Annotated in this window: 12 protein-coding genes; 7 read left to right on the plus strand and 5 right to left on the minus strand. The window is 71.9% G+C overall.

Annotation, left to right across the window (positions count from 1 at the left end):
• Nucleotides 1-28: 28 nt before the first annotated feature.
• On the plus strand, nt 29-631 hold the full coding sequence (locus tag CHC11_RS26520) for an HDIG domain-containing metalloprotein (RefSeq protein ID WP_089314554.1): 603 nt from the start codon (nt 29-31) through the stop codon (nt 629-631).
• Here CHC11_RS26520 and CHC11_RS26525 read toward each other — a convergent pair.
• Nucleotides 595-1,698 carry an FAD-binding protein gene (locus CHC11_RS26525; protein WP_143227329.1) on the minus strand — a complete coding sequence of 368 codons (1,104 nt, stop codon included), beginning with the start codon at nt 1,696-1,698 and terminating at the stop codon, nt 595-597. The two genes, CHC11_RS26520 and CHC11_RS26525, sit on opposite strands and share 37 nt — an antisense overlap.
• A gap of 448 nt (nt 1,699-2,146) precedes the next feature.
• On the opposite strand from CHC11_RS26525, the gene CHC11_RS26530 reads away from it, so the two are divergent.
• Nucleotides 2,147-3,535 (plus strand): alpha,alpha-trehalose-phosphate synthase (UDP-forming), encoded by a 1,389-nt coding sequence (locus CHC11_RS26530; protein WP_425427342.1) that lies wholly within the window; start codon nt 2,147-2,149, stop codon nt 3,533-3,535.
• Here CHC11_RS26530 and CHC11_RS26535 read toward each other — a convergent pair.
• Nucleotides 3,468-4,142, minus strand: a complete 675-nt coding sequence (locus tag CHC11_RS26535) for an ATP-binding protein (protein ID WP_245919804.1) — start codon at nt 4,140-4,142, stop codon at nt 3,468-3,470. The genes CHC11_RS26530 and CHC11_RS26535 overlap by 68 nt on opposite strands.
• Nucleotides 4,143-4,337: 195 nt before the next feature.
• Between CHC11_RS26535 and CHC11_RS26540 the strand changes: the two genes are divergently transcribed.
• On the plus strand, nt 4,338-4,568 hold the full coding sequence (locus CHC11_RS26540; protein ID WP_179279035.1) for a DUF397 domain-containing protein: 231 nt from the start codon (nt 4,338-4,340) through the stop codon (nt 4,566-4,568).
• A gap of 57 nt (nt 4,569-4,625) precedes the next feature.
• Nucleotides 4,626-6,161 carry an acyl-CoA synthetase gene (locus CHC11_RS26545; protein ID WP_089314558.1) on the plus strand — a complete coding sequence of 512 codons (1,536 nt, stop codon included), beginning with the start codon at nt 4,626-4,628 and terminating at the stop codon, nt 6,159-6,161.
• Nucleotides 6,162-6,237: 76 nt separating this feature from the next.
• Here the strand turns inward: CHC11_RS26545 and CHC11_RS26550 are convergent, their stop codons facing one another.
• The 3 genes from CHC11_RS26550 to CHC11_RS26560 form a co-directional block, all read right to left on the minus strand.
• On the minus strand, nt 6,238-7,773 hold the full coding sequence (locus tag CHC11_RS26550; RefSeq protein ID WP_245919806.1) for a DHA2 family efflux MFS transporter permease subunit: 1,536 nt from the start codon (nt 7,771-7,773) through the stop codon (nt 6,238-6,240).
• 345 nt (nt 7,774-8,118) lie between these two features.
• On the minus strand, nt 8,119-9,066 hold the full coding sequence (locus CHC11_RS26555) for an ornithine cyclodeaminase family protein (RefSeq protein WP_089314559.1): 948 nt from the start codon (nt 9,064-9,066) through the stop codon (nt 8,119-8,121).
• Nucleotides 9,059-9,823, minus strand: a complete 765-nt coding sequence (locus CHC11_RS26560) for an IclR family transcriptional regulator (protein ID WP_089314560.1) — start codon at nt 9,821-9,823, stop codon at nt 9,059-9,061. Before CHC11_RS26560 ends, CHC11_RS26555 begins: the two co-directional genes overlap by 8 nt.
• A gap of 152 nt (nt 9,824-9,975) precedes the next feature.
• Between CHC11_RS26560 and CHC11_RS26565 the strand changes: the two genes are divergently transcribed.
• The 3 genes from CHC11_RS26565 to CHC11_RS26575 are packed head-to-tail and all read left to right on the plus strand — an operon-like array spanning nt 9,976 to nt 14,296.
• Nucleotides 9,976-11,343: an amidohydrolase family protein gene (locus CHC11_RS26565; protein ID WP_089314561.1), complete on the plus strand. Its 1,368-nt coding sequence runs from the start codon at nt 9,976-9,978 to the stop codon at nt 11,341-11,343.
• The gene (locus tag CHC11_RS26570) at nt 11,340-12,416 is read left to right on the plus strand and encodes a dipeptidase (protein ID WP_089314562.1); all 1,077 of its coding nucleotides are present in this window, start codon (nt 11,340-11,342) and stop codon (nt 12,414-12,416) included. Before CHC11_RS26565 ends, CHC11_RS26570 begins: the two co-directional genes overlap by 4 nt.
• Before the next feature lie 23 nt (nt 12,417-12,439).
• Nucleotides 12,440-14,296: an ABC transporter substrate-binding protein gene (locus CHC11_RS26575; RefSeq protein ID WP_179279011.1), complete on the plus strand. Its 1,857-nt coding sequence runs from the start codon at nt 12,440-12,442 to the stop codon at nt 14,294-14,296.
• Nucleotides 14,297-14,302: the final 6 nt, after the last annotated feature.

The raw sequence follows: 14,302 nt of genomic DNA on the forward strand, positions 1-14,302 counted from the left end.
CGGCGGCCGGAGCCGCTACCGTGCGGGGATGCCGTCCCCGATCCTGCGCCGCGCGCTGACCGAACCCGGGCTCCGTCCGCTGCCGGAGCGGGCCGCCCGCCTCCTGGAGGACCTCGACGCCCCGCCCCGCCTGGCCGCCCACCTGCGGGCCGTCCACGACGTGGCCGCCGAACTGGTCGGCTGGGCACGCGAGCGCCACCCCGGACTCGCCGTGGACGCGGAGGCCGTGCTGTTCGGCGCGGCCACCCACGACATCGGCAAGGCGCTCCACACGGCCGAGCTGTCCGGCCCGGGCGCCGAGCACGAGCGCGCCGGGCACGCCCTGCTCCGGGAGCGGGGCGTCGAGGAGCGGCTGGCGCGCTTCGCTCGCACCCACGCGTCCTGGGCCGACCCCGGCGTCGGCGTCGACGACCTGCTCGTCAGCCTCGCCGACGCGATCTGGAAGGCCGAGCGCGTCATCGGTCTCGAACGGCGCCTCGTGGAGGTGCTCGCCGCCGCGTCCGGCCAGGAGGGCTGGCAGGTCTTCATGGATCTCGACGACGTCTGCGACCGGCTCGCCGCGGGGGCCGACCGGCGGCTGGCCTTCCAGTCCGCCTACCCCGTGGCCGGCGGGACCGCGTCGACGGCATAGCGGACGCCGCCGACCGCCTCTGCGCGGTCGAGCAGGGCCCGGTTGGCGGCGAGCATCTCCGCGACGGACGCGCACCCGGGCGAGGCGGTGCGCAGGACGCCGAACACGACGAGGTCGTCCGGCGCCGCGAGCATCGGGACATGGCCGATGCGCAGCGCCTTGACCACGATGACGCCGCCGAGGCCGAGATCCGCCGCGGTCATGCCGGCGACCGTCGACCCGATCACCGCCGCGGCCGCGGGGCCGGGGAGGAGGACGATGCCCCACGGGTGCGGGCGCGCCCACTCGCCGAGCGCGATCAGCTCCTCCACGTCGGGTCGCATCCGGTCGGCGAAGTCGGCGTAGGAGAGCTCCTCGGTCTCCGCCGTGCCGGGAGGGGGCTCGCCCTGGCCGTACAGAACGGCCTTGGCCTCGTACGTCCAGCCGGCCTCCGAGGGCTTGACCTGGCCCGAGATGTGCTCGGCCGTGGTCTCGCGCTGGACGCGCAGGAGGTCGGCGGCGTCGCGGCACGGGACCGTGCAGCTCAGCACCCGCCTCGGCGCCGGGACGAGCCGCAGCGTCGCCGCGGTGATGACGCCGTGCCGGCCGAGCCCGCCGCGGACCGCGTCGAAGACGTCGGAGCGGACGTCGGGAGAGCAGGTGACGAGCTCCCCGTCCACGACGACCTCCAGCGCGAGGACGTTCTCGGCCTGCGTCCCGTACCGGTGGGACGCCCCTCCGAAGCCGCCCACGGAGATCGTCCCGCCGACCGTGACGTCGAGGTGGTCGGTCAGCACGGGCGGGGTCAGCCCGAGCGGCAGCGTCGCGGCGAGGACCGCGCGCCAGCTCGTCCCCGCGCCGGCGACCGCGCGGTCCGGGCCCACCTCGCGCACGCCCGCCAGCCCGCCGAGGTCGAGCGAGACGCCCGCGGTCAGGGACTGCCCGTAGGTGGAGTGCCCGAGACCGCGCGGCACCAGCTCCATGCCCTGCGCGGCGGCTTCGCGGACCGCCGCCGCGGCTTCCCGCGCCGACGCCGGCCGGACGACCCGGGCGGGCGAGCGCTCGACGATTCCCCCGAAGTCACGCAATGCGATGCTCCCCTTACTGGCGGTCCCCGCCTCTGGTCACATTAGCCCGCCGCGACGGCCTGCGGGGCCGCTGCCGGCGGCGGTCGGACTCGCCGGCCGCGTGCCCTTCACGGACCCGGCACCCTTCCACCGGGCCCCCGCCGCGTTGCGGGGGGTGCTCGCAAGTGTGATCTGGGTAACTTTTTCTCCCCGCCGTCCGCCCCGCGTGACTCGTGGTTCGACAGGGGTCACCTGCCGGGAAAGGAATATGGCCCGATCCAATCCCTCCTCCAGGCCGCCCCGCGTGCCTGACATCCCCCTTTTCGGACTTCGGGTCCTTTGCGTCGAAATGACAAGATGTTCCTGTTGACCGTATGTGGGCATGAGTGAGCGCTGAGAGTTTCCTGGAGAGGCGGGTCGCAGAGTGTCGCGCGGTAGTGAGTTCGTGGTGGTGGCCAACAGGTTGCCGGTGGACCGGAATGTCGGAGCCGACGGCGTCCCGCGCTGGCGGCGCAGTCCGGGCGGACTGGTCAGCGCGATCGCCCCGGTGATGAGGCGCAGGAAGGGCACGTGGATCGGCTGGACGGGCGCGCCGGACGAGCAGCTGGAGCCGTTCGAGGAGGACGGCATGTCGCTGCACCCCATCGCGCAGTCCGCGCAGGAGGTGGAGCTCTACTACGAGGGCTTCTCGAACGCCACGCTGTGGCCGCTCTACCACGACGTCGTCGCCACGCCCGTCTACGACCGGGCGATGTGGGACGCCTACGTCCGCGTCAACCGGCGCTTCGCCGAGGCGGCGGCGAAGGTCGCCTCGAAGAACGCCATCGTCTGGGTGCAGGACTACCAGCTCCAGCTCGTCCCGCAGATGCTCCGCGAGCTGCGCCCCGACCTGCGGATCGGCTTCTTCCTGCACATCCCCTTCCCGCCGGTGGAGCTGTTCTGGCAGCTGCCGTGGCGGCGGCGGATCCTGGAGGGGCTGCTCGGCGCCGACCTGGTCGGCTTCCAGCTCCCCGGCGCGGCGGCGAACTTCGTGCGGCTCTGCCGGCGCCTTCTGGACGCCCGTTTCACCAAGCAGGACGTCTTCTGGGACGACCGCGTCGTGCGGGCCCGCGCGTTCCCCATCTCGGTGGACGTGGGCGAACTGAACGACCTGATCGGGCGCGAGGACGTCCTGGAGCGGGCGCAGGAGATCCGCACCGACCTCGGCGACGCCACCGTGCTCCTGGGCGTCGACCGGCTCGACTACACCAAGGGCATCACGCAGCGGCTCCAGGCCTTCGGGGAGCTGGTCGAAGAGGGCCACATCAAGCCGGGGCAGGCGGTGTTCGTGCAGATCGCGACGCCGAGCCGGGAGCGCGTCGAGCAGTACCAGCTGCTCCGGGAGGAGATCGAGCAGCTCGTCGGGCGGATCAACGGAGAGCACAGCGAGATCGGGTTTCCGGTCATCCACTACATGCACAGCTCCTATGACCGCGCCGAGCTGGCCGCGCTGTACCTCGCGGCGGACGTGATGGTGGTGACCCCGCTGCGCGACGGCATGAACCTGGTGGCCAAGGAGTACGTGGCCTGCCGCAAGGATCTGCGGGGCGCGCTCGTGCTCAGCGAGTTCACCGGGGCCGCCGCCGAGCTGAAGCGCGGCGCCTTCCAGGTCAACCCCTACGACATCGACGGCCTGAAGGGCACGCTGATGGCCGCGCTGAACGCCGAGCCCGCCGAGCAGGCGAGGCGGATGCGCGTCATGCGCCGCCGCGTCATCGAGCACGACGTGGACCGGTGGGCCCAGGAGTTCCTCAGCGAGCTGGAGAATCCGGCGCGCTCGGCCCCCGCCGAGCAGGCTCCTCCTGCCCTGGAGGGCTGAACCGCAGGTCGAAGGCGGCCCAGACCGCCTTCCCGCCGGTCGCCAGGCGCGCCCAGCCCCAGGAGTCGCTGATCGCGCCGACGACGACGAGGCCCCGGCCGCCCTCCGCGCAGCGGTCGGGCTCGGTCGGCACCGGCTCGGGCGCGCGTGCGCCCGGGTCGGTCACCGACACGACCAGCCGCCTCGGATGGCCGATCAGGACGAGCTGGATGGGGCACAGCGGCAGCGGCTGGGGGATGCCCTCGAGGCCGTGCCGCAGCGCGTTGGTCACCAGCTCCGACACGGCGACGACCACGTCGCCGGCGTCGCCGGCCAGGCCCCACGCGTCCAGCGTGACCTGGGTGAACTCGCGTGCCGACCGGGGTGCGGTGATCTCCGCGGGAAGCACCCGGCGGGCCGTGCGGGGCGCGCCCGCGTGCGGGGCGGGCCAGAGCCCGGCGAGGCCGGGCGCCGCGGCCGGGCCGCGCGCGGCCTCCGCGGGGACGTTCGGGCCGAGCGTCATCGGCGGGGCGTCCGGCCAGGGCGTGTGGACGGCCGAGAAGTGCCGTGGCCGCCCGCCCCCCATGGTGGCGTGGGCTGCGACGTCGTCTGCCTGGTCAACGGTCATGGTCAAACCTCAGAGGCGTGCGGGTTGGTCACCGGCGAGCGTTCGCTATCTTGCTCCCCAAGTCGTGCAGATGCAAGACCGTCTGCATGAACCAATGCAAGAACGAATGCACGTGCATCTCGTACCATGGTGTGGGGTGGGGCGAGATCGCGGTCTCCCGGGACAGGGGGACCGAGACGCCTAAAGGGGGCGATGATGGACGGCCACCAGATGTCGGACGTCCGGTTCGGCGGGCTCGTCTGGCAGAAGAGCCGGCGGAGTAACCCGTCCGGCAACTGCGTCGAGATGGCGGAACTCCCCACCGGGGAGATCGCCGTGCGCAACTCCAGGGACCCCGAGGGAGCGATCCTCGTCTACACGCGCGAGGAGGTGGAGGCGTTCGTCGGGGGAGCCAAGGACGGTGACTTCGACCACATGCTCGTCTGATCCGCCGGCAAACCGAACGGGATTCCATTCACCGGTCCGGCCAGGTAGGTTGCGGCCATGCACCTGGGGCAGATCGCCGCTCGGACGCCCGACAAGCCCGCCGTGGTCATGGCGGGCTCCGGGCGGATCGTCACCTTCCGGGAACTGAACGAGGAGTCCAACCGGCTCGCGCAGCTGCTCCGCGCGGAGGGGCTGCGCCCGGGGGACCACATCGCGTTCATGCTCGAGAACCATCCGCTCTACCTGGCCGTCGCCTGGGCCGCGCAGCGGTCCGGGCTGTACTACACCGCCATCAGCTCGCGCCTCCAGCCCGACGAGCTCGCCTACATCGCGGGCAACTGCGAGGCGAAGGTCTTCATCACCAGCGCCGCGACGCAGGCCGCCGCGCAGTCGCCGCCGGACGTGCCGCTGCGCCTGATGCTCGGCGGCACGGCCCCCGGCTACGCCTCCTACGAGGAGCGCGTCGCCCAGCACCCGCCCACGCCGATCGTGGACGAGTGCGAGGGCGCGGACATGCTCTACTCGTCCGGCACGACCGGCCGCCCCAAGGGCGTGAAACCGGCCCTGTCCAAGGCCCCGATGGGCGAGGGCGGGACGCTGTACCAGCTCCTGGCGTTCCTGTTCCAGCCCGACGAGGACTCGGTCTACCTCTCCCCGGCGCCGCTCTACCACGCCGCGCCGCTGCGGTACTCGCTCAACTTCCACCGGTTCGGCGCCACCGTCGTCGTGATGGAGAAGTTCGACCCCGAGCAGGCCCTCGCCGCCATCGAGAAGTACCGCGTCACGCACAGCCAGTGGGTGCCGACCATGTTCATCCGTATGCTCAAGCTCCCGGAGGAGACCCGCGCCCGCTACGACGTGTCGTCGCTGCGCTGCGCCGTGCACGCCGCCGCGCCGTGCCCCGTCCCGGTCAAGGAGCAGATGATCGCCTGGTGGGGGCCGATCCTGCACGAGTACTACGCCGGCACCGAGGGCAACTGCTTCGTCTACACGAACTCGGAGGACTGGCTGGCCCACAGGGGCACCGTCGGCCGCCCCATCCTCGGAGAGGTCCACGTCTGCGACGAGGACGGCCGGGAAGTGCTGCCGGGAGAGCCCGGGACGCTCTACTTCGGCAACGGCCCCGCGTTCGAGTACCACGCCGACGAGGCCAGGACCGCCGCGTCCCGCGACCCCTGGGGGCATGGCTGGACCACCCTCGGAGACGTCGGCCACGTGGACGAGGACGGCTTCCTCTACCTCACCGACCGGCGCGCCTACATGATCATCAGTGGCGGGGTGAACATCTACCCGCAGGAGGCCGAGAACGTCCTCGCGGTGCATCCGAAGGTCGCCGACGTCGCGGTGTTCGGCGTCCCGGACGCCGAGATGGGGGAGGCGGTCAAGGCCGTCGTCCAGCCGCTGTCCATGGACGACGCGGGCCCCGCGCTGGAGGCCGAGCTGGTCGCGTACTGCCGCGACCGGCTCGCCCACTACAAGTGCCCGCGCTCGGTCGACTTCCGCGCCGAGCTGCCCCGGCACCCGACCGGCAAGCTCTACAAGCGCCTGCTGAAGGACGAGTACTGGGCCGGCAAGCGCCCTGCCACGGCCTGAGACGGCCCTGAACGGCCAAACCCCGGCCGAGGTCCCATCGGGGGTCGGCCGGGGTTTGGAACGCGCCAGGGGCGTTCTAGTGCATCGGCATCGGTGCGTCGACCGCGGGGGTCGCCGGCCTCCTGCGCGGCAGCAGCAGCGCCGGCAGGAACGCCAGCAGCAGCAGCCCGGCCGAGTACCAGTAGGTGTGCTGGAACGCGTCCGCCATCGGCCCGGCGATCTTCTGCATGATCGCCGGCGGCACCTTCTCGGTGCTGCCGATCTCGCCGCCGCCTCCGCCGCCGAGCTCGGAGGTCAGCCGGTTGGCCAGCAGCACCGAGATCAACGCGGTGCCGATGGACGCGGACACCTGCTGGATGATGTTCAGCATCGTGCTCGCCCGCGGGACCTCGTCGTGGACGAGCGTCTGGATGGCCGCCGCCATGGTCGGCATCATCGTCATGCCCATGCCGAGGCCCATCACGAACAGGGTCCCGCCGAGGGCCCAGTAGGAGGTGTCGGCCTCAAGGATCGAGGCGAAGCCCGACACCGACAGGACCACGACGACCATGCCGACCAGCACGACCCGGCCGGGGCCGATCCGGTCCGTCAGCTTGCCGCCGATCGGCATCGTGATCATCGCGCCGAGGCCCTGCGGGGCCAGCAGCAGGCCGGACTGCAGGGCGCCCTCGCCGCGCACGGTCTGGTAGTACAGCGGCAGCAGCAGCATCGCGCCCATGAACGCCATCATGAACAGCAGCATCGTGCCGGACGCGGCCGCCACCGAGCGCCGCTTGAGCAGCCGCAGGTCGATCAGCGGGTTCTCGGCCTTCAGCGCGCGGACCACGAAGCCGAGCACCAGCACGGCGCCGACCGCCCAGAAGCCCAGAGAACCGGGCTTCAGGAAGTCCTTCATCTCCGCGCCCTTGGCCACGCCGTAGATCAGCGAGGCCAGGCCGGGGGACAGCAGGAGCAGCCCGATGAAGTCGAGGCGCTCGGCCGGCTTCGGCTCGTCCCGCTTGAGGATCCGCGCCGCCAGCGCCAGCGCGACGATGCCGATCGGCAGGTTGATGAAGAAGATCCAACGCCACGAGACGTCGTCGACGAGGTAGCCGCCGATGATGGGGCCGAGGATCGGGCCGAGCAGCATCGGCACGCCGACGATGCTCATCACCTGGCCGACCCGCTGCGGCCCCGCCGCCTGGGTCAGGATCGTCATGCCGGCCGGCATGATCATGCCGCCGCCCAGGCCCTGCAGCACCCGGAAGGCGATCAGGGACTCGGCGGACCAGGCCAGGCCCGCCAGCATCGAACCGGCGACGAACAGCCCGATCGAGACCATGTAGAGGCGCTTGGTGCCGAACCGGGCCGAGGCCCACCCCGTGATGGGGATCACGGTGGCCAGCGCCAGGGTGTAGCCGGTGGCGACCCACTGGATCGTCGCCAGCGAGGTCTCGAACTCCTTCGCCAGGTCGTTGATCGCGACGTTGACGACGGTGACGTCCAGGATGGACATGATCGCCCCGAGGACGACCACCATGGCCGTGGCGAGCACACCGCGGTCCAGGCCTCCTCCGGCGCCGGGTTCCTTCAGCGGGCCGTCCGCCACCTTGGGAGATGCGGGAGCGGTCAACTCTGTTCCAATCGTCAGGCCCGCATGTGGGCACGCGGGGGCCGTGGTCTCGTTGCTCAGGGGGTGTCAGGGCTCGCTCATGGCTCGCCTGGGTACTGCCGCAAAATACTGCAGCGACTGACACTTTTGCGAACGATTAAACTTCGAGCGCTCCGGGAGTATTCCAGCGGGGTCCGACAAATCCGCCCTGCTCCGCGCCGTCCGCGCTTCTGCCCCCATGATGCCCGGGGCCGACCAAGTGTGACAGACGCGACACCGCACTCCTCCCTTCGCGAGCCGCAGAGGCAGACCGTCGCCGGTCCCGACCTCATCGGCCCTGAAGGAGGTGCTTCGCCGCTCGCCGGGTCAGAGGTCGACGGTGATGCCCAGGCCGCGGTCGCGTGCTTCCCGGTAGGCGATCGAGGCGGCCGCGACGTCGAGCGCGGCGTGCCCGGTCGACTTGAAGAGCGTCAGTTCCGTGGCGGAGCGGCGGCCCGGGTGGCGGCGGTCGAGGACGGCGCCGACCAGGGTGGCCGCGGACGGGTCGGTGCCCTGCAGTTCCCAGGCGCCGGCCGGCGGCGGCTCGGTCACGGCGCCCGGCCATTCCACGAACAGCGACGACGCTTGCAGGGTCTCGGCGTCGAACTCCGGGCCGTCGGAGCCGCCGACCGAGCTGAGATGCGCTCCGTCGGCGAGCCAGGACCGGCGCACCACGGGCTCCCGGCTGGACGTGCAGCAGAAGACGGCGTCGGCCGTCTTGACCGCCGCCTCGATGCCGGCGGCGGAGCCGGCGGGCAGAGCCGCGACGAGCCGCTCCGCCCTCTCCTGGTCGCGCGCGCCGACCACGACTTCCGCGGAGCCCATCGCGGTGAGGACGGCGAGCTGGGCCCGCGCCTGCGCGCCGGTGCCGATCACGGCGAACCGGGTGGCGCCGGGCCGGGCGAGGGCCAGCATGGCGGCGGTCGCGGTGGCCGCGGTGCGCACCGCGGTGATCGCCTCGGCGTCCATGATCGCCAGAGGGCGGCCGGTCTGCGCGTCGAAGTGGGCGACGATGCCGCGGTGGGAGCCGCGGCCGTCCGCGGAGAAGACCGACACGAGCTTGGCGGCCAGACCGAGTTGCGGGACGTATCCGGGCATCGCGCCCAGCAGCCCGTGGGCCGAGCGGGCCGCGACGCGCGCCGGGGCGGAGACGTCGCCCCGGCTGACGGCGACGAGCGCGGTGCGCACCGCCGCCAGCACCGCGTCCGGCGGCGACGCCGCCCTGGTCTGCTCCCGGTCGAGGACGAGGACTCCGCCGCCCGCGGGGTCAGTCATCGCCGGCTCCGTCGCCCGTGCCGCTCAGCGCGTCCTCCAGCTCGGCCGTGGCGGACGTGAGGTCGTCCTGCAGTTTCGCGAGGGTGGCGTCGTCGAACTCGCTGTCCAGGCCGACGATCGTGACGGCGCAGATGGGCCGCCCGCTGCCGGCGAGCACCGCGCGGCTCACCGAGGCGATGACCTCCTCGTTGCGCCCGCGCTCCAGCGCGAAGCCGGTGCGCCGGGTCCGGTCGATCTCCTTCAGCAGGTCGGCCCTGGCGGCCGGCGGGTGCCCCTGCTCCTCCGCGGCGCGCAGGTAGGGAATCCGGGCGGCCTCGTCGAGCGCGGAGACCAGGGCGAGGGGGCCGGCGAACTTGTGGATCGGCAGCAGCTCGCCCAGCAGATCGGTGATCATCGCGAGCCGCGGCGGCCGGACGACGTCGATCACCCGGCCGCCGTCCGGTTCGAGCACCTGAAGGTTCACCATCATCGCGGTCCGGTCGGACAGCGCCTGGAGCACCGGCCGGCCCAGCACCACCAGTGAGTTCGCGGCCGCGGCCTGGGAGAACTGGAGCACGACGGGGCCCGGCAGGTAGCGGTCCTCGCTGCGCATGATCCAGCCGCGCCGGACCAGCTCGATGAGGATGCGGTAGGCGGTGGCGCGGTGCATCCCCGCCTCGTTCGCCAGCTCGCTGAGTCGAAGCGGGCGGTCGGCCCGGACGACGGTCTCGATGAGGTCCAGGGCCTTGTCCACGGCAGAGCTGGCCGGTCTGGGCAACTTCCCTCCACTGGCGTTGGGTGCGCTTCCGATGCTTGACGCACATTATCAGACGTTGCTAATGTTGTAACACTTGTTACGGTGTATGTAACACCTTGAGGATGCACCCCCCTCACCTCGCGAGGCTCGAGAACGGAGACAGGGCGATCGCCATGGTGGACAGAGACGAACGACCGATCGCCGGCAACGACCCGGCCCCCACCCCCTTCGCCGCCGCCGAACCAGGGCAGGTCGTGCTCTACCGCGACGTGTCGCTGATCGACGGGACCGGCGCCCCCGTGCGGCACGGCATGGCGGTGGTGACGGACGGCCCGACGATCGCGGCGGTCGCGCCCGAGGACGAACTGACCTCCTTGGACCTGTCCGGCGCGGAGACCGTCGACCTGCGGGGCGCGTTCCTGCTGCCGGGCCTGATCGACACCCACCAGCACCTGTCGACGCCGCCGAACCGCGAGCAGGCCGAGGAGCTGATGCGGCGGCAGCTGTACGGCGGCGTCACCGCGATCCGCGAGATGGCCGGCGACCTGCGGCAGATGGCCGACCTGTCGCGCGCCGCGCTGGTCGGCGAGATCCCCGGCCCCGACGTCCACAACGCGGCGCTGATGGCCGGCCCCGGCTTCTTCGACGACCCGCGAACCTGGCAGGTGTCGCAGGGGGCGACCCCCGGCGCCACGGCCTGGATGCAGGCGATCGACGACGGGACCGACCTTCGGCTGGCCGTCGCGATGGCGCGCGGCACCGGGGCGGCCGCCGTCAAGGTCTACGCCGACCTGGAGCCGTCCCTGGTGGCCCGTATCACCGAGGAGGCGCATCGGCAGGGCATGCGGGTGTGGGCGCACGCGGCGGTCTTCCCCGCGATGCCCCGCGACGTCGTCGCGGCCGGGGTCGACGTCGTGTCGCACGCCCACTACCTCGCCTACGATCTCGCCGGCGACCGGCCGGTGGCCTACCGGCAGCAGCGCGAGCACCTCGCGGACGCCTACGAGCGCTTCATGGCCGCGCCGCAGGACGCCGTCGACGGGCTGCTGGACGACATGCGGCGCCGCGGCACGATCCTCGACGCCACCGCGAGCCTCACGGCCAGGATCCCGTCCAGCGCGCCGGGTGCGGCAGCACTCGCGCCGGACGTCATGCGGCGGCTGATCGGCCGCGCGCGGGAGGCGGGCGTCACGATCTGCACCGGCACCGACTACGAGTCCCCGCCGGGCGACCCGTACCCGTCGCTCCACGACGAGCTCCGCTTCCTGGTGGAGGCGATGGGCATGCCGACGCGGGAGGTGATCCGCGCGGCCACGCTCGCCGGAGCGGCCGCCGTGGGGCTGGAGAACGCGATGGGCGCCGTCCGTCCCGGCATGCTCGCCAACCTCCTGATCGTCGCGGACGACCCGCACCACGACATCGACCGTCTCCGCGGCGTCATCACGACGGTCAAGCGCGGACGGCGCCACGACCGGGCCGACTACGACCGCGCGTCCGCCACCGGGGCCGGCGCGACCATCCAGGAGGGGGCGCCGGCGTGAGCGTCGACATCGCGGACTTCATCGTCGTCAACGCGCTGGGCGGGCTGGACAACCCGAACGCCCCGGCGTCGCTCGCCGCCTCCGGTGCGCTCGTCCAGACCAGCGAGCAGCTGACCGTCGACGCGCGCACGCTGGCGGACGCGCACGCCTCCGGCGTGACCGCGATCAACGTGACGCTGGGCTACACGATGGGCGACCTTCCGCCCTACGAGCACACGCTGCACGAGATAGGCACCTGGGACGCGATCATCGGCGCCCACCCGCGGGACCTGGTGCGGATCGACACGGCCGCGGACCTCGCCGAGGCGAAGCGGCAAGGCAGGATCGGCATCATCTACGGCTTCCAGAACGCCGCCGCCGTCGAGGACCGCGCCGAGCGGATCGGCACGTTCGCCGGGCTCGGCGTCCGGGTCGTCCAGCTGACCTACAACCAGGCGAACCAGATCGGCGACGGCTCGATGGCGCCGGAGAACCGCGGGCTGACACCGCTCGGGCGCGACGTCGTCGCCGCCCTCAACGAGCACCGCCTCATGGTCGACCTCTCGCACAGCGGCGAACGGACCTGCCTGGAGGCCGCGCGGATCTCCGCGCGGCCCGTCTCGATCAACCACACGGGCTGCCGCGCGCTCGTCGACCTGCCGCGCAACAAGACCGACGAGGAACTGCGGCTGGTCGCCTCGCGGGGCGGCTTCGTCGGCATCTACTTCATGCCGTTCCTCAACGCGTCCGGGCACGCCACGGCGGCGGACGTCGTGGAGCACATCGCGCACGCGGTCAACGTCTGCGGCGAGGACCACGTCGGCATCGGCACCGACGGGACGATCACCGCCATCGACGACCTGGACGCCTACCGCGACCGGCTCGCCGAGCAGGTGGCGCGGCGCCGGGCGGCCGGGGCGTCCGCGGCCGGCGAGCGGAGCGACACCTATCCGTTCGTCGTCGACCTGCGCGGCGTCGACCAGTTCCGGGAGCTGGCGCGGCTGCTCACCGAGCGCGGCTACTCCGCGAGCCGGATCGAAAAGATCCTCGGCCTGAACTTTCACAACTACGCGAAGGCGGTCTGGGGCCGATGACACTCTTCACGAGAGGCGGAGCCATGCGGCGCCTCCCGCTGCTCGCCGGGGCGCTGGTCGCGCTCCTGCCGCTCGCGGCGTGCAGCGGCGGCGCGACGTCCACCGCCCAGAAGCCGGGGGCCAAGACGTTCGGGTCGCTGCCCGCGCAGACGGGCACGCCCAAGGACGGCGGTGCCATCGACATCGGGCAGCAGCCGGGGGCCGGACCGTTCTACATGCTGCCGGTCGTGCCCGGCGCGTTCAACTCGACCTTCGTGACCTACCAGTTCCAGCGGCTCATGTACCGGCCGCTCTACTGGTTCCCGCAGGGCGCGAGCCACAAGGTCGACGAGTCGCTCAGCCTGGCCGCCCTGCCGGAGTTCTCCGACGGCAACAAGACCGTGACCATCAAGCTGCGGGCGGGCTACAAGTGGTCCGACGGCAACCCGGTCGAGGCCGATGACGTCGTCTTCTTCATCGACCTGGTGAAGGCGGCGCTCAAGAAGAGCCCGGCCAACTGGGCCGACTACACCCCGGGCCAGTTCCCCGACAGCGTCGCCGGGGCGGAGGCGACCTCGAAGAGCACGGTGACGCTGAAGCTCAAAGAGGCGTACAACCCGGAATGGTTCACCGCCAACCAGCTGACCTCCATCATCCCGCTCCCGGCCGACCAGTGGTCCCGCGCGTCGGCCGACGGGCCCATCCTCGACCACTCCTCGCCCGAGAACGCCAAGGCGATCTACGCCTACCTCGACAGGGCGTCGCGGGACCCGGCCACGTTCGCGACGAACCCGCTGTGGCGGACGGTGAACGGCCCGTACCGGCTGAGCGGCTTCGACGTGACCACGAACGCGTACTCGATGACCGCCAACGAGGCGTACGCCGGGCCGCAGAGACCGCACATCAAGACGCTGAACTTCCGGCCGTTCACCTCCGAGACGGCGAAGTTCAACCAGCTCCTCAGCGGCAGGCTGACCGTGGCCACGGTCGACCAGAACAACGTCGGGCAGGTGGCGGCGCTCAAGGCCGCGGGCTACCACGTGTACGGTGCGCCCCGGCTGGGCTTCAGCTTCATCATGCTCAACTTCAAGGACGCGACCGACAACGTCGACAAGCTCTACGCCCAGCACTACGTCCGGCAGGCGCTGCAGCAGCTGATCGACCAGCCCGGCTACATCTCCAGCAAGGGGATGTACAACGGCGCGGCCGTCGAGAGCTACGGTCCCGCCCCGGCGAGCTCGCCCTACGTGTCCGGGAACGTCGCCACCGCGCCGTACCCCTACGATCCGGCCGCCGCCCGCAAGCTGCTCGAGGACCACGGCTGGAAGGTGGTGCCGGACGGCGCCACGACGTGCGAGCGCCCCGGCACCGGGCCGTCGCAGTGCGGAGCCGGGATCCCGCAGGGGCAGACGCTGAAGTTCAACCTCTTCTACCGCAGCGAGCCGCAGCTGCACAGCGCGGTGAGCACCGCGTTCGCCTCGGCGGCCCGCAAGCTCGGCATGACGGTCACGGTCGCGCCGAAGACGTTCAGCTTCCTGATCCAGAACTTCAACGTGCCCGCGGCGCCCTCGAAGGCCGGTGAGTGGGCCATGTCGACCTGGGGCGGCTTCAGCACGAAGCCGTACCCGACCATGTCGGGCGTCTTCGACACCAAGGGCTCGGGCAACGTCGGCGCCTACAGCGACCCCAAGACCGACGAACTGATCCGGGACTCGGTGCACGGCGCGGACCGCGAGGCCGTCCAGGCCGAGATCGAGCATCTGCGGACCGACCTGCCGGTGCTCTGGCTGCCGAACGCGCACACCATCTGGGCCTGGAAGGACACGCTGTCCGGCCCGGCCGACTCCTTCGCCAGCCTGCCGGCCGGCGTGCTCACCCCCGAGTACTGGTACCTGAAGTAGCCGGGC

Source organism: Actinomadura mexicana (assembly GCF_900188105.1).
GTDB classification, from domain to species: domain Bacteria; phylum Actinomycetota; class Actinomycetes; order Streptosporangiales; family Streptosporangiaceae; genus Spirillospora; species Spirillospora mexicana.